Source organism: Synechococcus sp. MW101C3 (genome assembly GCF_002252635.1).
GTDB lineage: Bacteria > Cyanobacteriota > Cyanobacteriia > PCC-6307 > Cyanobiaceae > MW101C3.
This window is the reverse complement of the sequence record NZ_NQKX01000001.1, coordinates 116,257-134,666: the sequence shown is the minus strand read 5'-3', so window position 1 is coordinate 134,666 and position 18,410 is coordinate 116,257. Positions and strand designations below refer to the sequence as shown.

At 63.6% G+C, this 18,410-nt stretch carries 16 protein-coding genes; 8 read left to right on the top strand and 8 right to left on the bottom strand.

All coding sequences use genetic code 11. The features are described 5' to 3' along the window. Positions 1–32: 32 nt before the first annotated feature. Both CJZ80_RS00620 and CJZ80_RS00615 read right to left on the bottom strand, forming a co-directional pair. Entirely contained in the window at positions 33–470 is a 438-nt protein-coding gene (locus CJZ80_RS00620) for a hypothetical protein (protein ID WP_094510164.1), read from the bottom strand. After that, positions 467–907 carry a hypothetical protein gene (locus tag CJZ80_RS00615; RefSeq protein WP_094510163.1) on the bottom strand — a complete coding sequence of 147 codons (441 nt, stop codon included), beginning with the start codon at positions 905–907 and terminating at the stop codon, positions 467–469. The genes CJZ80_RS00620 and CJZ80_RS00615 overlap by 4 nt, the downstream gene beginning before the upstream one ends. 207 nt (positions 908–1,114) lie before the next feature. Here CJZ80_RS00615 and CJZ80_RS00610 point away from each other — a divergent pair, with 207 nt between their 5' ends. Then, positions 1,115–2,704, top strand: a complete 1,590-nt coding sequence (locus CJZ80_RS00610) for a methyltransferase regulatory domain-containing protein (RefSeq protein ID WP_094510162.1) — start codon at positions 1,115–1,117, stop codon at positions 2,702–2,704. A gap of 1 nt (position 2,705) precedes the next feature. Here the strand turns inward: CJZ80_RS00610 and lepA are convergent, their stop codons facing one another. After that, a complete protein-coding gene (lepA, locus tag CJZ80_RS00605; protein ID WP_094510161.1) occupies positions 2,706–4,514 on the bottom strand; it encodes a translation elongation factor 4 in 1,809 nt (602 codons plus the stop codon). Positions 4,515–4,655: 141 nt separating this feature from the next. On the opposite strand from lepA, the gene CJZ80_RS00600 reads away from it, so the two are divergent. Together CJZ80_RS00600 and serS are read left to right on the top strand one after the other, a co-directional pair. Continuing rightward, positions 4,656–4,937: a NifU family protein gene (locus CJZ80_RS00600; RefSeq protein WP_094510160.1), complete on the top strand. Its 282-nt coding sequence runs from the start codon at positions 4,656–4,658 to the stop codon at positions 4,935–4,937. A 48-nt stretch (positions 4,938–4,985) separates the two neighbouring features. Beyond that, positions 4,986–6,272 (top strand): serine--tRNA ligase, encoded by a 1,287-nt coding sequence (gene serS, locus CJZ80_RS00595; RefSeq protein WP_094510159.1) that lies wholly within the window; start codon positions 4,986–4,988, stop codon positions 6,270–6,272. Here serS and CJZ80_RS00590 read toward each other — a convergent pair. Genes CJZ80_RS00590 through CJZ80_RS14805 form a run of 5 tightly spaced genes read right to left on the bottom strand, consistent with a single transcriptional unit; the run spans position 6,214 to position 12,552 of the window. Next, positions 6,214–7,863, bottom strand: a complete 1,650-nt coding sequence (locus tag CJZ80_RS00590) for a class I SAM-dependent methyltransferase (RefSeq protein ID WP_094510158.1) — start codon at positions 7,861–7,863, stop codon at positions 6,214–6,216. The two genes, serS and CJZ80_RS00590, sit on opposite strands and share 59 nt — an antisense overlap. A gap of 1 nt (position 7,864) precedes the next feature. Continuing rightward, the gene (locus CJZ80_RS00585) at positions 7,865–8,491 is read right to left on the bottom strand and encodes a hypothetical protein (protein WP_094510157.1); all 627 of its coding nucleotides are present in this window, start codon (positions 8,489–8,491) and stop codon (positions 7,865–7,867) included. Continuing rightward, on the bottom strand, positions 8,488–9,057 hold the full coding sequence (locus CJZ80_RS00580) for a Tfp pilus assembly protein FimT/FimU (protein WP_094510156.1): 570 nt from the start codon (positions 9,055–9,057) through the stop codon (positions 8,488–8,490). The genes CJZ80_RS00585 and CJZ80_RS00580 overlap by 4 nt, the downstream gene beginning before the upstream one ends. Continuing rightward, positions 9,054–9,686, bottom strand: a complete 633-nt coding sequence (locus CJZ80_RS00575; RefSeq protein WP_144036861.1) for a hypothetical protein — start codon at positions 9,684–9,686, stop codon at positions 9,054–9,056. The genes CJZ80_RS00580 and CJZ80_RS00575 overlap by 4 nt, the downstream gene beginning before the upstream one ends. A 4-nt stretch (positions 9,687–9,690) precedes the next feature. Further along, positions 9,691–12,552, bottom strand: coding sequence for a hypothetical protein (locus tag CJZ80_RS14805; RefSeq protein WP_144036860.1), 2,862 nt, complete (start codon positions 12,550–12,552; stop codon positions 9,691–9,693). A gap of 427 nt (positions 12,553–12,979) precedes the next feature. Between CJZ80_RS14805 and rseP the strand changes: the two genes are divergently transcribed. The 5 genes from rseP to rsmI all read left to right on the top strand — a co-directional run bounded on the left by rseP (position 12,980) and on the right by rsmI (position 18,342). Further along, positions 12,980–14,068 carry an RIP metalloprotease RseP gene (rseP, locus tag CJZ80_RS00570; protein ID WP_094510154.1) on the top strand — a complete coding sequence of 363 codons (1,089 nt, stop codon included), beginning with the start codon at positions 12,980–12,982 and terminating at the stop codon, positions 14,066–14,068. 1 nt (position 14,069) lies between these two features. Beyond that, positions 14,070–14,753: an endonuclease III gene (gene nth / locus CJZ80_RS00565; protein ID WP_094510153.1), complete on the top strand. Its 684-nt coding sequence runs from the start codon at positions 14,070–14,072 to the stop codon at positions 14,751–14,753. A gap of 34 nt (positions 14,754–14,787) precedes the next feature. Continuing rightward, positions 14,788–15,090, top strand: coding sequence for a 30S ribosomal protein S14 (gene rpsN, locus CJZ80_RS00560; RefSeq protein ID WP_094510152.1), 303 nt, complete (start codon positions 14,788–14,790; stop codon positions 15,088–15,090). A gap of 102 nt (positions 15,091–15,192) precedes the next feature. Next, positions 15,193–17,313 (top strand): polyribonucleotide nucleotidyltransferase, encoded by a 2,121-nt coding sequence (locus CJZ80_RS00555; RefSeq protein WP_094510149.1) that lies wholly within the window; start codon positions 15,193–15,195, stop codon positions 17,311–17,313. A gap of 102 nt (positions 17,314–17,415) precedes the next feature. Then, on the top strand, positions 17,416–18,342 hold the full coding sequence (gene rsmI / locus CJZ80_RS00550; RefSeq protein ID WP_094510147.1) for a 16S rRNA (cytidine(1402)-2'-O)-methyltransferase: 927 nt from the start codon (positions 17,416–17,418) through the stop codon (positions 18,340–18,342). The last annotated feature ends 68 nt before the right edge of the window (positions 18,343–18,410 follow it).

The following is an 18,410-nucleotide window of genomic DNA, read 5'->3' as shown; positions in this document are numbered from 1 at the left end:
GCACCGTGTCCCCCCCTGCGGCCGTTGCGGGGTCATGCCCCCACCTCCAGATCCGTCATCGCTGGCAGCTCGGGAACCACCGGGCAAAGGCCATGGGCTGCGGCACTGAACAACCGCCGCCGTTCCAACTGCCCCTCGGCAGCGGTGTAGATCAGCCACACGGCACCGCCATCCGGAACCAGCTCCAGCTGCTTGCGCACGCCCTGCGGCAGGGATGAGGCGCCGCTCGCCAGGCGGGAGACCATCCATGCCGCCGCCACTTCGCAAGAGGCGGGAGCGGGCTGGTCGCGCGCCACGCTCGCCCGCAGGTGGTGGGTGCGTCGCAGCAGATCCGCCTCGATGCCGCTGGCCAAGGCCTCGCGTGCGGCGGCGGCCTGGCTCCAGACGGCACTGGAGCCCCATAGCCGCACCGAGCTGGTGGCAGAAAGGCTGAACACCGCCACAGCCATGATCGCTTCGGTGAGCGTCACAGCCCCATGCCCCGCACGGCGCTGATCGGAGCCGCGCCGGCCTCCTCGGCCAGGCTCACGGCAAAACGACGTTGCAGGCCATCGGCACCCTGCTCGCCGACGAGCTGCAGCAGCAGCTGGGCGGGCTCCGCAGCAGCGGCGGGTTTCCAGGCCACCACCCGATAGGACAGCCCCGCCACCGATCCGGCCACGAGCGCAGAGGTTGTGACACCTTCAGCGCACACCTGCCCCGACCAGCGCTCCGAGGGCAGGTGGAGCAGGCAGGCAAACGGCCCGCTGAGCTGGGCCACCACCTGCTGGGCGGCGGAAGCCAGGGCATCTTCGGCCCGGTCGCGCTTGAGGTCGGCCTCCAGCCTTGCCCGCGCCTGCAGCGCAGCCGTCTGCACCGACAGACCGCTGAGCAGCAGCACCAACGAGGCGGCAAAGCTGAACGGCATCAGAAAGCCCTGCGAGGGTGCGCGCCGCTGGGCCCGTTGCAGCGTCAGTTGCCGTCTGCCGCAGCGTGTTCTCCTCGGCTCCATGGGCATGGATGATCACGACCCTGGGAGTGTTCCCGGCCGTGGCTGATTTGCTCCCCGGCAGCGCAGGAAACACCCGGTAGGCTTCGCCCGCTACCCAACAATCACGCAACCGGGCGCCACCGAATGGGCTGGGATCAGGGCTACTACTCCAGTGATTACTACACCATCGGCTACTACCGGGAGATGGCGCCGAACTGGCTCGATTTCGCTGCGCTCGTGAAAGGGCACCGCCCGCCCCGCTCCGTGGAGGGCGAACCCTTCAGCTATCTGGATCTCGGTTGCGGCATGGGCTTTGGGCTCTGCATCCTGGCGGCGCTCTATCCCGAAGGGGAGTTCACCGGCGTGGATTTCCTGCCCGATCACATCGCCCACGGCCAGTGGTTGGCCCGCCGCCTGGGGCTCGCCAACATCACCTTCCTGGAAACCGATTTCCTTGATCTCCAGCGCGATCCCTCCGCGCTGCGCCCCCCCGCTACGGCAGCCACCACCCCAGGGGGAGCGGCCCAGTTCCACTATGTGGCCGCCCATGGCATCGCCACCTGGGTGATCGAACCGGTGCAGCAGGCACTGTTCGCAGTGGCGGCGGCGGCACTGCGGCCCGGCGGCCTGTTCTATTGCTCCTACAACACCTTTCCTGGCTGGTTACCACGCCTAGCCTTCCATCAGTTACTCAAAGTGGAGCTCAAGCAGGGGGCTGGCTGCGATGCGAAGGGCGCGATGCAACGTGCTAGCCAACGCCTACTCGCCCTGGTGGGCCCGGCAAACGACCCCGCTGTTCTGGGAATGGCCTTGCCCACTTTGCGGGCGGAAGTGGAGCAAGCGATCAAACAGGATCAGCGTTATCTCCCCCACGAGTACGCCAACGACGGCTGGCAACCGCTCTATGTGGCCGACATGCATCAGCGCCTGATGGCGCACAAGCTGCGGCCCCTGGCCAGCGCCACCCTGCCGGAACTGTTCGACGATCTACTGCCCGCGCCGCTTCAGGCCGTGGTGAAGGCCGAGCAGGATCCGCTGGTGCGCGAAACGCTTCTGGATCTGGGCAGCAACAAATCCTTCCGCCGTGACATCTTCGTGAACGGCCAGCTCCACCTCAACCGGGCCCAGCGCCACCAGGCCCTTGGCCGCTTGTTCTTGACGCTGCAGGCCGCGCCTCCCATGGACGACTACACCTTCACCACCAGCTTCGGCACCCTCACCGCCAGCCATGCCTCCTGCGCCGGCATGGAGGCGCGCCTGACCGAAGCTGGCCCCTGCAGTCTGGAAGACCTCGCAACAAGCACCAACCTGCCGCCAGAGGAAGCCATCCGAGTGGTGACACTGCTGCTGCATGCCAACCGCATCGGCCTGCACCGAGGGGCCGCCTGCGAGGCCGCCCGCGCCAGCTGCCAGCCGTTCAATGTGGCGGTGATTGAACTGATGCTGGAAGGCGCCCAGCTCGCCAACCTTGCAAGCCCGCTGCTCGGCAACGCCGTGAGCTTCACCACCATCCAGGCCATGGCGACCCAAGGCCTGGAGCAAGGCATGGAAGGAGAATTGCTCGCGATGTGCGTGCAGGCGGGCCTGGCCTCCATGGGCGCCGCTGATATCAAGGATGCCAAAGGCCAGCTTCTGGAAGATCCTGCCGCCCAGCTGGAGGCCTTCCAGAAGCTGGCCGCGGATCTTCAGACCACCGTGCTGCCGATGCTGCGCCGCCTCGGGGTGATGACCTGAGCTACTGATTGAGCTTGAGCACCGCCATGAAGGCCTCCTGGGGCACGTCCACGCGGCCCATCGCCTTCATGCGTTTCTTGCCCTTGGCCTGCTTCTTGAGCAGCTTCTTCTTGCGAGAGATGTCACCGCCGTAGCACTTGGCCAGCACATCCTTGCGGATGGCGCTGATGCTTTCGCTGGCAATGATGCGGCTACCGATCGAGGCCTGGATCGGAATCTTGAACTGCTGGCGTGGAATCAGCTCCTTGAGCTTCTCCACCAGCCCCTTGCCCACGTTGTAGGCCTTGTCGCGGTGCACGATCGTGGTGAGCGGATCGGCCTTCTCACTGTTGATCAGCACATCGAGGCGCACCAGCTCGTTCTTGCGGTAGCCGATCAGGCTGTATTCCATCGAGGCGTAGCCCTTGGTGCGGCTCTTCATCACATCGAAGAAATCCGTCACCACCTCAGCCAGCGGCATTTCGTAGTGCAGGGTGACCCGATCGGTGGTGATGTACTTCATGTCGATGAACTCACCGCGCCGCTCCTGGCACAGCTCCATCAGGGCGCCGTTGAAGCTGTTGGGGGTGTAAATCTCCAGCTTCACGTAGGGCTCCTCGATCGATTCCCGTTTCTGCGGATCCGGCAGGGTGGCGGGATTGTCCACCATCTGAACACTGCCGTCCACCATGTTCACCTGATAGATCACCGAGGGCGCCGTCACGATCAGGTCGAGGTCGTATTCGCGCTCGAGGCGCTCCTGCACGATCTCCATGTGCAGCAGCCCCAGAAAGCCGCAGCGGAAACCGAAGCCCATGGCGCTGCTGGTTTCCGGCTCGTACTTCAAGGCCGCATCGGAGAGCTGCAGCTTGTCGAGCGCTTCCCGCAGATCCGGGTATTGATCGGCATCGGTGGGGAAGAGGCCGCAGAACACCATCGGCTTGGCCTCGGCATAGCCAGGCAGCGGCTCGGCGGCTGGATTGGCCGCCAGGGTGATCGTGTCGCCCACGCGCGCATCGGCCACCGCCTTGATCGAGGCCGCCATGTAGCCCACCTCGCCGGCGTGGAGGCTGTCCACCTGCCGCTGGTCGGGCGCCATCACGCCCACCTCATCGAGCTCCACCGTCTTGCCGCTGGCCATCAGCAGCACCTTGTCCTTGCGGGCGATCACGCCGCTGATCACCCGGAAGTACACGATCACGCCCCGGTAGGGGTCGTAGTAGGAGTCGAAGATCAACGCCCGCAGCGGCTCGCTCACCCGGTCGGCCGGCGCCGGCACCCGGTCCACCACCGCCTGCAGGATGTCGGGCACTCCCAGGCCGGTCTTCGCGGAGCAGTCGATCGCCTTGGAGGTGTCGAGGCCGATGATCGCCTCGATCTCCTCCTTGATCCGGGCGGGATCGGCGCCGGGCAGGTCGATCTTGTTGAGCACCGGGATGATCTCGAGATCGTTCTCCAGGGCCAGGTACACGTTGGCCAGGGTCTGGGCCTCCACCCCCTGGCTGGCATCCACCACCAGCAGGGCCCCTTCGCAGGCCTGCAGGCTGCGGCTCACCTCGTAGGAGAAGTCGACGTGCCCCGGCGTGTCGATCAGGTTGAGGATGTAGAGCTCGCCATCGGCCGCACGGAACTCCATCCGCGCCGCCTGCAGCTTGATCGTGATGCCCCGTTCCCGCTCCAGCTCCATGTTGTCGAGGAACTGGGCCTGCATGTCGCGCTCCGCCACCGTTCCGGTTTCCTGCAGCAGGCGGTCGGCCAGGGTGGATTTGCCGTGGTCGATGTGGGCAATGATGCAGAAGTTGCGGATCCGCTGAACGGGAACGTCGGTCATCGCAGCGGGTCAGCCCGTTCAGAGGAAGTGTCCGAATCTTAGAAAGCGGTCCCTGCGTCGCCGGGACACCACGCCGGCCGTGCCGAACAGCCCTGCCTTCGGCTGCCCTGCCTAAGCTGATCGCATCCTCGAACCCGATCCATGTCCAGCGAAACCACCGCCCCCACCGCTGAGGCCCCAGCCGCCGATCCCCGAGCCCTCACGGTCGAGAACGTGGAGCGTGTGCTCGATGAGCTGCGCCCTTACCTGATGGCCGATGGCGGCAACGTGGAAATCGTGGAAATCGACGGGCCGATCGTGAAGGTGCGCCTGCAGGGCGCCTGCGGCTCCTGCCCCAGCAGCACCATGACGCTCAAGATGGGCATCGAGCGCAAGCTGCGCGAATCGATTCCCGAGGTGAGCGAAGTGGTGCAGGTGCTCTGAGCGGGGGACCGCGCAGAACTAACCTGCGCCCCATCTGCAATCCCCGCCGTGCTGGATCAGCGCCTCCTGCGCGACAACCCTGCGCAGATCGCCGAAGGCCTTAGCCGCCGGGGCGCGGTGGCTGATCTCGATGGCTGCCACCAGCTCGCCCTTGAAACGCGTGATCTGGAACAGCAACGCAGTGAGCTGCAAGCAGACGGCAACCGCATCGGCCGTGAGGTGGGAGAGCTGATCAAGGCCGGCGCCGCCCCCGGCGGCGCGGAGGTGAAGGAGCTGCGCCAGCAGGGCGCGCAGATCAAGCAGCGGGTGGGGGAGATCGAGGAGCAGGAGAAGGGCCTCGAAGCGCAGTTGATGCAGCAGCTGATGGTGCTGCCCAACCTGCCCTCGCCCCTCTGCCCAACGGGCTGCAGCGAGGCCGACAACGTGGAGGTGAAGCGCTGGGGCACCCCGCGGCTGGCCGCCGAGGGAGAGCAGCTCGAAGAGCACTGGCAGATTGCCGAACGGCTCGGCATCGTTGACACCGAACGCTCGGTGCGGATTGCCCAGAGCCGCTTTGTGACTCTGATGGGCCAGGGTGCGCGGCTGGAGCGGGCGCTGATCAGCTTCATGCTGGATCGCCACTCCTCCAGGGGTTACACCGAAGTGTTGCCGCCGATCCTGGTGAACACGGCCAGCCTCACCGGCTCCGGCCAGCTGCCGAAGTTCGCCGAGGAAAGCTTCCGCTGCGCAGAGGACGACCTCTGGCTCACTCCCACAGCTGAAGTGCCCATCACCTCCCTGCATCGCAGCGAGGTGATCAACGCCGAGCAGTTGCCGCTGAAGTATGCGGCTTACACCCCCTGCTTCCGCCGGGAGGCCGGCTCCTACGGCCGCGACACGCGTGGACTGATCCGCCTGCACCAGTTCAACAAGGTGGAGCTCTACTGGTTTTGCCTGCCCGAGCAATCAGAGCAGGCCCACGAGCAGCTCACCCGGGATGCCGAGGCGATTCTGGAAGCGCTGGAGCTGCCTTACCGGCGCCTGGAACTGTGCAGTGGCGATCTGGGCTTTTCGGCCGCCCGCACCTACGACCTGGAAGTGTGGCTGGCGGGAGCCGGCACCTACCGCGAAATTTCCAGCTGCAGCACCTGCGGTGATTTCCAGGCGCGCCGCGCCTCGATCCGCTACCGGGAGGGCAAGCACACGCGCCTGCTGCACACCCTCAATGGCAGCGGCCTGGCCGTGGGACGCACCATGGCCGCGCTCCTGGAGGCGGGACAGCAGAGCGACGGCAGCGTCAGGATTCCTTACGCGTTGGTGCCTTACTTCGGCTCCGAGTGGATCGGGAAGCCGTGAGCGGCGCGGTTGGCAGGCCACCCAAACGCTGGAGCAGGGGCACTTTGCTGCCCATCACCACGGCAGCGATCTCTTGGATCCTCGCGATCTGAGCGGGTGTTTCCACAACCACCTGATGATCACGGCCAAGCAACTGCACATCGAGATCCTTGAGCCCCAGGAGCACACAGCTGCTGAGCATGGGCTCCTGAAGCTGTTCGCGCTGGGCCCGGTAGATCAAGGCCTCCAGCACGGAAAAGGGAACGGCGGAACCCACGGCGGGCAAGGCCAGCTGCGTGTAGGAACGCCCCTCCTGCATGCGACCCAGCAGCAACAGATTGAGGCGCTGAACCTGCGCAGCAGCCTTGGCACCGGCGGGCCCACGCTCGAAGCCGATGGCTCCGGCCTCAAGCAAGAGCGAAAGCATCACGACGAGCTCACCGTGTGGTTGCTGGCAGATGGGCAAGAGGGACTCAATCGATGCCGGTGAAGCCGAGAGAGCGGAGAGAACGGGTCCGTAAGCCTGCGGATCTCCCTGGATCTCGCCAAAGCAGGCTCTGAAGCGCAGGGCCTCCAGCGGGTGCGTCAACCACCCCTCCGGCGGCTGCAGCAGACGAAACGACAGCGTGCCGAGGCGCTGGCTCCATTCCTGTGGCGTGAGCCGAACATGGCCCTTGGTGAAGAGATCCCTGCGGAATGCCTTATTGGTGGCGAGATCAGCCAGCAATTCACGGGCCTCTGTTCTTGGCTCCTTCATCACCACCTCGCGCATCGGAGCTGGCAGCAGTTCAATGAACGATTCGGAATAGGTGGCCGAACCCAGAAAAGACAACTTGTGCTGCTTGCACCGCGCACTCATCTGCGTGAAATACAGCGGAGACCAACCCGCATTGGCATACTCACCAAAGAGATAGTCGACAGGTGCAAACTCAACGGATTGCAGCTCTCTTCTCAGGTTTGGATACGAGGCGCCTAACTGGGAAGGTTGCGATTCATCGCCAAGCAGTTGGGTGAGCACGCGCGCTGCTGCATGGAAGTGGAGCCCTTTGCCCCCCTGGTGCGCTGCAGGAACCTCGAGCGTAAGAAGCTGCTGAAAACTGCTCCTTGCCAGCCAGCCGGGATAGGTGTTGTAAGAGCAATAAAACAACCCGCCAGAACGCAAAGAAGCGGCCGCCACAGCCAGCAGGGCCTGTTGAACGGGCTCGGTGACCCAGGTGGCGATGCCATGGGCTACCACGTAATGGCAGCCTCCAACAGACCAAGGAAGGAGCGCACCTGGAGCAGCCAAGCCCAGAAAATCAGCTTCGATGATCTCCACGTTCTTCAGCCCGGCGCGGCGGGCCAGATCCAGGCCGTGGGCCACATGATCAGGATGAAAATCCACCCCAAAAAAGCGGCCTTCTGGATAAAGCGAGGCCAGCACCACCAGGGAGAATCCTGTGCCGCAACCTAGATCGAGAAAAACGAAGGGCTCACCTTCAGATTCTCTGGGCGGCAAGTGGCCCTTGAGCAAGGCTGCAAAATCAAGCCAACTTGGCGTTAGCTCACGGTAAAACACACTCGTATAAGAACTTGAGGAGTGATAGCCGTGATCCCAGCCAGCTTGAGCCAATTCAGTGAATGCTCAGGGAGGCTCCAGAATAGAGATCGAGCGTGCGTGTGACCACGTTTGCAGAACCCGGCACGGTGAGCCCTACGTTCAACCTCACCCAGGTGCAGTCAGCTGAAACGGTGGCTGAGAAAGCGGAAACGTTGGTAAGAACCCGGCTGCCAGTGGCGGCTGTTGCCGTTAGCAGGCCATTGGCTCCCACCTGGGGGCCATCGCGAAGCAACTCGGTTCCGGTGCGGTAATACCTGATCACGGTGTAGGTGATGGCGTTAGAGCCTGGGGCCTGAACCGGAACCAGCAGACGGAGATCCGCAGCGGCCGCAGCAGGCGCGCACACAGAAGGATTCTGAGGTTTGCAGGGGGTATCGGGCAGGGTGGCCGTTGTGCGTGGATTGGCCCCGCCGCGCAGAAGGCAGGCTTCACCCACCTCCACTTTCAACAGATCGGATACGCGCCTGAAGCTGCGATCGATGGTGGAGGAGGCATAGACGTTGTCAGCGATGCGGATCTGTTGGACAGCGAGGAAGGCCACCGATCCCATCGCCAGGATGGAAAGCACCCCTCCGATCAGCAGTTCAACCAGGGTGAAGCCATTCGCGTGCCTGGGTTTGGCAGCTGCAGATCTGATCATGTGCGCTCCCAAACGGTGCAGGTTTGAGCTACATTGCCTGTGGCGTTGTTGATGCCGGTGCTGATCGAGCCGAATGAAATCCTTACACAACGCAAGGGCAATTGATTGCTCACAGCGATCTTCACGGTGGCTTCCACATTGCCGGCCACAACCCCACCCCTGGAAGTGAAGGCTAACGATGTTGTGCCTACGGGAGTGTAGGTAACGGCAACGTCGTAGACGCGATTGCCGTAGACGGAGGGAAGCCTCAGGTTCGGCTCTGGGGTGCACCTGGCATCGCTGGTCTGTAGGGAAGCAAACGTGGCTCCTGGTTCTAGCGCATTGCCCGTTGTGAATTGCACGCGGCAGGGCCCAACGGATCCCGAGCGTGCAGAAATGGCCTCCAACCAGCCAACCAACTCTGCGGCGGCTGTGTTGGCAAAATCCCGGCGGGCGATCACCTGGGAGGAGGCATACACACCACCCAAGGCGATCACACCGATCACTGCCACGGTGATCATCAGCTCGGCGAGCGTAAAGGCCTGCCTGCGGGATTTACGGTGGGAACCAGCAACGTTGAACTTCATGGGCAGAAATACGCCATCTGGGGGATGATGTTTTCAACACGAACAACGCGGTTGTTGAGGTTGTTATCTGTAAAGGTAACCCGCAAGATGCGCTCGGGTTGGATGGATGTGGTGCGGGTGGCGTTAGCAGGCTGCGGCAGAGCGTTCACCGCCGTTTGAAACGGGGTCAAGAAGGCTGTGTTGTTGTTCGCCGCACAGAGCTGCTCCACAGCGATGGGTTCAGAAGGGGTAGTGGTATTCGGAAAGTTTGCGGTGGTGGAAGCGAGATCAACCTGAGGGAAGTAGTAACGATCATCCAAAGGATTGTTGGTGGCACAGGGCTGGGTCACTCCCGAGATCACCCCAAAGGTGGTGGGGGAGGTCGTGGTGCAAACACCAGAACAGCAGGTGTAGCGACGGGCCAATGTCTTGATTTCACGCAGGTTGTCGTCGATTCTCGATTGCATCACCACCTGCTGCCGCGTGGAAACGGTTCTGCGGCTGATGCCGTTGAAGATGGCACCCGTGGAGACCAACACAATCGTGATCATCACGGTGAAAACCAACACCTCCACGATGGCGGATCCCTGTGCTGCAGATGAAGGGCCATGGCTTGGGCGATGGCCTCTGTGATTGAGTAGTTTGCGCATCAGCTCAATCCAGGGATCCTTTGCGTGCAGCCGTTGAGGAACGCGCCACCCAGTCGACTCCTTCCCAGCCGATGTAAGAAACTTCAGCCGAGTTCGCCGCTCCAACCAATTGGGTCAGGGTTGATGATGTCGAAGGTGGAACTCTGAAATGGGTTTGGCCACCGTTATGAATGGTTCTAACCCAAATGCGCCCACCAAAGTTCCAACTGTCATTCTGGCTAATATCGAAACCGGCATTTGGAATGTCCCCGCAACCATTGGCGCAGATGGAAACATAGCCCCAAGGCAAGTAGAACCATGCACCCGCAATACGGGAACGATTGGCGGCCGTAGCGGATGCGTCAGCGCCAATCGCAATGAACTGATTGCAAGGCTGGTTGCTTAGACCGGAATCAAAGCATGTATTCGCAGGAGTAGTATCCCTTCCGAAGATATTGAAACGATCGTATTCGCCTACAGGATTAAAGATGTTTTCTGATACTAGGGTCTTGCAGTTTTCCGCTGGCACCGTGCCCAGGGGATTCGCACCTCTTGGGCAAGACACGTTGGCCATCAACCCACCTTGAGTCAGATTGATCAATGGACTGTTAATACTTATACCCCGTGAGTCCGTTGAGCGGTTGTAGTAAAAGGTGACGGAATGATCGGTAGTGTCAATCCAGAGATTGTTGCCGAGCCCACGCATATCAACGGTGGGGCCCAAGCAATGGAACCCGCCAGTAAACGAGGCCGTAGCCGGAAAGGTTCCGCTGTACTCGCACGTATTCAGGTATTCGGGAGCGCTAGCAGCAGCCGTTGATGGATTAGTAGGTGGGGTTGCTTGACCAGAGAGGATCGAGACGTTGTTCAAGGTAACGTCCTGAATCGCATTGGCATTTGTATTGTTGCTGAAGTTACTATTAGCCTTTAGCCTGAATTTAACGTAATGATTAAACCTATTGGAAGAGCCATACGCACCGGGAGGGAAGCCGATGCGACATCTATAGACCCCTGTTGTCGGTGTATTTGGCTCGCAATTGAGACCAGTCGCACCGCCGGAAAGAGCAGTTACAACTCCATTGGCTGAAATTGTTGATAGCCGAGTCCAATCACCACCATTGGTTCCAACTGCTGCGTCGGTGGTAACGCCAGCAGCGAAACTATAATCAAGAGCCAGGGCAGGGCTATTGCCTGCGGTAGCACCGTTTCGGAGATTTCTGGTGAACTGAAACTCCAAGACTGGATTTTTCAGTGCATGAAGATTGACAGCCCTTGCGACGGCCGGAGCATTTTCAAGCCCATTGCCCCAGTTGGCATTGCCGTTGCCGGGGTGGAAAAATCTTATCCGTCCAGTGGCTGGTCCAGTGGATATACGTTCTATGGTACCGGAACTTCCTGATGTCGTCCAGAGTGACGGCCATCGAGGAGTGCTATTTGGCCTAAAGCCACCCCTCGTGGTGAATTGGGAGAAATTTGCATATTGCGAGAAATCATCGCCAATTCCCCCGGTTACAGGGCCGGGCTCAGATACCACTGCCCATGTATGGATCTGCGATCCATTGAACACTGATCCGCAGACATTGCCAGGCAGATAGCGTGTGTTGCAGTACTCCAGAAATGGCCCAGTCGTAACTTGGTTAACTCCCGTAGCCCCATTTGCGCGAAGCCAAACATTAACATTCTCTCCCGATGAAGCACGGATGATTGGATAACCTTGTTCATTCCCTGAAGAAACAGTCTGCTTACTGACCGTGTCCGTATTTTGCCCTGATGTCCAATTATAAGTGTATCTACTTGCAATACTAGGGAGCCCTGTGGAAAGGAAGAGCGGGACGATCGGAACGCATGAGGCAGCTCTGCCCGCAATCGAAGCAGCGTCGCCGTTTCCTCCCAAGCATGCTTGCGGGGTGCCAAGTGAAAGATATTGCCCCCTTAGGCTGTTTGCAGTCTGGGGTTCCAATTCTGTATCGGTATTACAAGCGCTGGGGATTGTGCGGCACCCCACTTGTATACCGCCAACGACTCGATTAGTAGTGCGGTCCCAAACATAGCTCTGATCATTGATTACCCCCAAAATTGACCTGATATCAACCACTTGTCCTTGCAGATTTCTCCTGGTGTAGCGATCGTTAGCGGCATAGGAGTAGATCCTGCCATTGTTGATTCCAGTAATCATGCCGAAATCAATGCCACAGAAGCGGCTATCCGCACCAAGGTCGCCTGGCGTAGCCGTGCCTGATGTGGATCCGCCGGAGGCATTGCTCCCGAACGACCCCCCGCAGCACTTCGGCACCACCTCAAACTCTTTTGTGATGGTAGAGGTGGAAAAAGTGCCATCTGGACGGTACAAACGGCCTTCCACTGTCACCGCAATGAAACCCGTGTTCGTTCCCGGCCGCAGTGCGCCGCCCCCATCGGGATCATCCAGATTCAACAAAGAGTTGAAGGTGGTTCCCGCAGGAATGATTCCGCCTTGGCTCAAGGCCGTTCCATTGGCGGTGAATGTGCGGAAAACGCCGCGGCGGTCGGTGCTGCCAGCGTTACCAGCGGAGTAACGAACCGACTGAAGGGCAAAGCGGCGATTGCCCTGATTCACCTGGGCAAGGTCTTCAAGGTTGCGGAACTGGCCATTGGCCAATCCAACCGCTCGGGCAGAGGGAAAGCCGGTGCCACCGGGGCGCGCATTGCTGGTGGAGATGCAGGGGCTTTGAAGGGCCGCGTTGGTTGTGGTCCATTGGTTCGGAGGCGTGCTCCCCGCCACCAGCAACTGACGGTTTTCCGGTTGGTTGAAGGTGGCAATGATCTGATCGGCGCCTGCCTCCGCCACCTGCTGGGCATCTCGGCTTTCACCACTCCCCAATGACGCCAGATTGGAGCCGGTGACCACCGCCACAAGACCCAGCGAACCCACCATAAGCGCCAGGATCACAAGCATCCCCGCCACCATGACGGAGCCCGTTTGCCTCTCCGCCCGGGCGGAGCCACTGAGGAGATGAAACAGCAAGCGGGCCTTGAGAACCCGAGCATGGGGGGGGATGACAGTACGCACGCCGCAGCGCGAATTCCTACCTGGCATCCCGTAACGACCGACTCAATCGAAAAACTCTAGCAAAGCTCTGGGGGATCTCTCACCATTTCATAAGATCGCCCGCAACACAGTCTGTTCCCTGGTCCACAAGCCCGACAGCCGCCTTGGAACTGGTGGGCAGGCGTAGGGGATCAAGAGGGTGTGGGGGGAGCCGGGGGAGGGGTTTCCGGCACGCACGCAGCCCGGCGCACCCCGCACAATGGACAAATTGCCTGAAGCCAACGGAATGGGTGTCCTCGCGGCCCTGGCCATCCTTGCCGGCCTGATCGTCGTCCACGAAGCGGGGCACTTCTTTGCAGCCACCTGGCAAGGGATCAGGGTCAGCGGCTTCTCGATCGGCTTCGGCCCGGTGCTGGTGGAGCGGCGACGCCGTGGCGTGCAGTTCGCCCTGCGGGCCATCCCCCTGGGCGGCTACGTGGCCTTTCCCGACGACGACGAAGACAGTGACATCCCGGCCGACGATCCGGATCTGCTGCGCAACCGCCCGCTGCCGCAGCGGGCCCTGGTGATCGCCGCCGGCGTGCTGGCCAACCTGCTGGTGGCCTGGGCCGTGCTGGTGGCCCAGGGGGCCGTGGTCGGCATCCCCGCCGGCTTCAGCGCCACCCCCGGTGTGGTGGTGGCGGCGGTGCAACCCGGCCTGCCGGCGGCGGCCTCCGGCCTGCGCCCCGGCGACCGCATCCTCAGCCTGGCGGGCACCTCCCTGGGCGGCGGCCAGAGCGCCGTGGAGGGCCTGGTGGCCGACATCAAGGCCGCTCCACAGCGCTCGCTGCAGCTGGTGGCTGAACGCGCCGGCAGCACCGTGACGCTCACGCTCACGCCCGATGCCCAGAACGGCATCGGGCGCATCGGCGCCCAACTGCAACCCAGCGGCAGCGAGGCCTTCCGGCCTGCCCGCAGCCCGCTGGAGGTGATCGGCCATGCCAACCGCACCTGCCTCAAGCTGATCCGCCGCACCGTGGATGGCTTCGTTTCCCTCGTCACCCACTTCGGTGAGACGGCACCCCAGGTATCGGGGCCGGTGAAGATCGTGGAGATGGGCGCCTCCCTCGCCCGCGACGGCGGCGGCAGCCTTTTTCTGTTCACGGCGCTGATCTCGATCAACCTGGCCGTGCTCAACGCCCTGCCGCTGCCCCTGCTCGATGGCGGCCAGTTCGTGCTGCTGCTGCTGGAGGGCCTGCGCGGCCGGCCGCTGCCGCAGCGCCTGCAACTGGCCTTCATGCAGTCGGGCTTCCTGCTGCTGGTAGGCCTCAGCCTGGTGCTGATCGTCAAGGACACCAGCCAGCTCTCCGCGGTGCAGCAGCTGCTGGGCCGCTGACGTGCCCCGCTTCCCCACCGCCCGCCAGCGGGCGCCACTGATCCTGGAGCGCCTGGCCACGCTTTACCCGGAAGCCACCTGCTCGCTCGACTGGCGCACCCCCTGGGAGCTGCTGGTGGCCACCATGCTCTCGGCCCAGTGCACCGACGAGCGAGTCAACAAGGTGACGCCGGCCTTGTTTGAGCGCTTCCCCGACGCGGCCGCCGCTGCAGCCGTGGACAGCGAGGCGGTGGAGCCCTACGTGAAATCCACCGGCTTCTTCCGCAACAAGGCCAAGAACATCGTGGCCGCCTCCCGGCTGCTGCTGGAACGCCACGGCGGCCAGGTGCCGGCCTCGATGCCGGAGCTGCTGGAGCTGCCGGGCGTGGCCCGTAAGACGGCCAACGTGGTGCTGGCCCATGCCTTCGGCATTCACGCCGGCGTCACGGTGGACACCCATGTGCGGCGCCTCAGCAACCGGCTCGGCCTCACCCGCCAGAGCGAACCGGTGAAGATCGAGCCCGACTTGATGAAGCTGTTTCCGCAACCGGAGTGGGAAAACCTCTCAATCCGGCTGATCTTCCATGGCCGCGCCGTGTGCCGGGCCCGCAACCCCGGCTGCGGCAGCTGCCCGATGGCTGATCTCTGCCCCAGCCATCCCGACCACGGACCGGGCGGCAGACGCACCGTTCCTGCCGCAGGGTAGGGTTGGTCCTCATCCGCAACAGCAAAGCAGCCGCATGGCGAAGAAGTCGATGATCGCGCGTGACGTGAAGCGCAAAAAAATCGTGGCTCGTTTCGCTGTCAAGCGCGCCGCTCTGAAGGCCGCGTTTGAAGCCGCCGCCGATCCCATGGAACGGCTGGAGATTCACCGCCAGATCCAGGGCCTGCCCCGCAACAGCGCCCCCAACCGGGTGCGCAACCGCTGCTGGGCCACCGGCAAGCCCCGCGGCTACTACCGCGATTTCGGCCTGTGCCGCAACCAGCTGCGCGAGCGCGCCCACAAGGGCCTGCTGCCGGGTGTCACCAAGTCCAGCTGGTGAGCCGCTGAACCTGCGCCGGCTCTCCTGCACCCCCGCTCCACGGGGTTAAGGGAGGGCCGGATGCGAGACTGCCTTTCGACAACAAAACGGACATAAGACGACGTGCCAGGAAAAATTCAGTCGGTCTCCTTCGATGGTCGGGAGATCCGGCTGACCACAGGGCTGTATGCCCCCCAAGCTGGGGGATCGGTGTTGATTGAATGCGGTGATACGTCCGTGCTGGTCACGGCCACCCGCGCCAAAGGCCGCGAAGGCATCGATTTCCTGCCCCTCACCTGCGATTACGAAGAACGGCTGTATGCCGCCGGGCGCATCCCCGGCAGCTTCTTTCGCCGGGAAGCACGCCCCCCCGAGCGGGCCATCCTCACCACCCGCCTGATCGACCGCCCGCTGCGGCCCCTGTTCCCCTCCTGGCTGCGCGACGACATTCAGGTGGTGGCCACCACCCTCTCGCTGGATGAGCGGGTGCCGCCCGATGTGCTGGCAGTCACGGGCGCTTCGATCGCCACCCTGCTGGCGCGCATGCCCTTCTACGGCCCGATGGCGGCTGTGCGCGTGGGCCTGCTGGGCGACGATTTCGTGCTGAACCCCAGCTTCCGCGAGATCGAACGCAGCGACCTCGATCTGGTGGTGGCCGGCACCCCTGCCGGTGTGGTGATGGTGGAAGCGGGCGCCAACCAGCTGCCCGAACAGGATGTGATCGAGGCCATCGACTTCGGCTACGAAGCGGTGGGTGAATTGATCAAGGCCCAGCTCACCCTGCTGAGCGACCTGGGCATCGAGCAGGTGATCCCCGAGCCGAAGGTGGAAGATCCCGCCCTGCCGGCCTTCCTCGAGCAGGAATGCGGCAAGGGCATCGGTGAGGTGCTCAAGCAGTTCACGCTCACCAAGGCGGAGCGTGATGCCCATCTCGATGCCATCAAGGCGGAGGTGGCCGTCAAGATCGGCGCCCTCAGCGACGACGACCCGATCCGCGTGGCCGCCGCCGGCAAGGCCCTGGGCAACACCTACAAGGGCATCACCAAGAAGCTGATGCGCGCCCAGATTCTCAGCGAAGGCAAGCGGGTGGATGGCCGCAACCTCGACGAGGTGCGCCCGATCACCGCCGCTGTGGGTGTGCTGCCCAAGCGGGTGCATGGCTCGGGCCTGTTCCAGCGTGGGCTCACCCAGGTGCTCTCCTGCGCCACCCTCGGCACCCCCAGCGATGCCCAGGAGCTCGACGACCTCAACCCGTCGAGCGAGAAGACCTACCTGCACCACTACAACTTCCCCCCCTACTCGGTGGGCGAGACCCGGCCGATGCGCTCCCCCGGTCGCCGCGAGATCGGCCATGGCGCCCTGGCGGAACGGGCCATCACCCCCGTGCTGCCCCCGAAAGAGAAATTCCCGTACGTGCTGCGGGTGGTGTCGGAGTGCCTCAGCTCCAACGGCTCCACCTCGATGGGCTCGGTGTGCGGCAGCACCCTGGCGCTGATGGATGCCGGCGTGCCGCTGCAGGCTCCCGTGAGCGGCGCCGCCATGGGCCTGATCAAGGAAGGCGATGAGGTGCGGATCCTCACCGATATCCAGGGCATCGAGGATTTCCTCGGCGACATGGACTTCAAGGTGGCCGGCACCGAGAAGGGCATCACCGCCCTGCAGATGGACATGAAGATCACCGGCCTGGCGGTGACCACCGTGGCCGAGGCCGTGAACCAGGCTCGCCCCGCCCGTCTGCACATCCTCGAGAAGATGCTGGAGGCGATCGAGAAGCCCCGCGACACCATGTCGCCCCATGCGCCCCGCCTGCTCAGCTTCCGCATCGATCCGGAACTGATCGGCACCGTGATCGGTCCTGGCGGCCGCACCATCAAGGGCATCACCGAGCGCACCAACACCAAGATCGACATCGAGGACGGCGGCATCGTCACGATCGCCAGCCATGACGGCGCCGCCGCCGAAGAGGCCCAGCGCATCGTGGAAGGTCTCACCCGTCGCATCAGCGAAGGGGAGCAGTTCAGTGGCACCGTCACCCGCATCATCCCGATCGGCGCCTTCGTGGAGATCCTTCCCGGCAAGGAAGGCATGATCCACATCTCCCAGCTCTCGGAAGCCCGGGTCGAGAAGGTCGAAGACGTGGTGAAGGTGGGTGATCCCGTCACCGTGCGCGTGCGTGAGATCGACAACCGCGGCCGCATCAACCTCACCCTGCGGGGCGTGTCCCAGGAACCGGTGGCGGTCTGAGGTCAACGCGGCTGCCCCTGGCAGCCCACTGCCCCCAACCCACCGCCAGCCATGGCCGCACCATCGGGTGATGAACCGCTTCCTCTCGGCGCTCCTGAGGCAATGGCGGCATCCTCAAGGGGCGCGCTTGGCGCCGAACCTGCGGCGGGCGTGCTCTATCTGGTGGGCACGCCGATCGGCAACCTCGCTGATCTCTCCCCCCGGGCCCGGCTGGTGCTGGAGCAGGTCGATCGCATCGCCTGTGAAGACACCCGCCACAGCGGTCAGTTGCTGGCGCGGCTTGGCATTCGCCGGCCGCTGCTGAGCTTTCACCAGCACAACCAGGCCACCCGCCTGCCCGAACTGCTGCAGGCGCTGCAGCGCGGTGAGCGGCTGGCAGTGATCAGCGACGCCGGCCTGCCAGGCATTTCCGATCCCGGCGAACCGCTGGTGGCCGCCGCGCGGCAGGCGGGGCTGGAGGTGGTGTGCATTCCTGGCCCCTGCGCCGTCACCACCGCGCTGGTGAGCAGCGGCCTGCCCAGTGGCCGCTTCTGCTTCGAGGGATTTCTGGCCGCCAAGCCCAGCCAGCGCCGGCGTCAGCTGCAGGAACTGGCGGCCGAGCCGCGCACCCTGGTGCTGTTCGAGGCGCCCCACCGGCTGATCGCCCTGCTGGAGGATCTGCTGGAGCTGCTGGGCGATCGCCCCCTGCGGGTGGCACGGGAGCTCACCAAGCGGCATGAGCAGCAGGTGGGGCCCACGGTGGCCGCCGCCCTCGAGCACTTCCGCCGGGTGCCCCCGCTCGGGGAGTGCACCTTGGTGCTGGGCGGCGCGCCCCCAGCGGCGCAACCCGCCTGGAACGAGGCTGCGCTGCGGGCCGAGCTGGAGAGCCTGCTGGTGGATGGGCTCAGCAAGCGGGAAGCCGCCCGCAACCTGGCAGAACGCACCGGTCACAGCCGCCGCGACCTCTACGCCCTGCTGCACCGCGACGGACCGGAAGCCGAGGAGCGCGACAGCGCCAGTGGCGACCACGAAGGGAGCTCGCACGCCTGAGCGCTGCTGACCCTCAGGCTGCCGGCGCGTCACACTCAGGGGGCGACCCTTTCAACCACCGCCGCCGC

Excerpts from the sequence above, each read along its gene's own strand:
- CJZ80_RS00615 (WP_094510163.1), bottom strand. The coding sequence starts at position 907 with ATGCCGTTCAGCTTTGCCGCCTCGTTGGTGCTGCTGCTCAGCGGTCTG.
- CJZ80_RS00610 (WP_094510162.1), top strand. The coding sequence starts at position 1,115 with ATGGGCTGGGATCAGGGCTACTACTCCAGTGATTACTACACCATCGGC.
- lepA (WP_094510161.1), bottom strand. The coding sequence starts at position 4,514 with ATGACCGACGTTCCCGTTCAGCGGATCCGCAACTTCTGCATCATTGCC.
- CJZ80_RS00600 (WP_094510160.1), top strand. The coding sequence starts at position 4,656 with ATGTCCAGCGAAACCACCGCCCCCACCGCTGAGGCCCCAGCCGCCGAT.
- CJZ80_RS00585 (WP_094510157.1), bottom strand. The coding sequence starts at position 8,491 with ATGATCAGATCTGCAGCTGCCAAACCCAGGCACGCGAATGGCTTCACC.
- CJZ80_RS00580 (WP_094510156.1), bottom strand. The coding sequence starts at position 9,057 with ATGAAGTTCAACGTTGCTGGTTCCCACCGTAAATCCCGCAGGCAGGCC.
- CJZ80_RS00575 (WP_144036861.1), bottom strand. The coding sequence starts at position 9,686 with ATGCGCAAACTACTCAATCACAGAGGCCATCGCCCAAGCCATGGCCCT.
- rseP (WP_094510154.1), top strand. The coding sequence starts at position 12,980 with ATGGGTGTCCTCGCGGCCCTGGCCATCCTTGCCGGCCTGATCGTCGTC.
- rpsN (WP_094510152.1), top strand. The coding sequence starts at position 14,788 with ATGGCGAAGAAGTCGATGATCGCGCGTGACGTGAAGCGCAAAAAAATC.
- rsmI (WP_094510147.1), top strand. The coding sequence starts at position 17,416 with ATGGCGGCATCCTCAAGGGGCGCGCTTGGCGCCGAACCTGCGGCGGGC.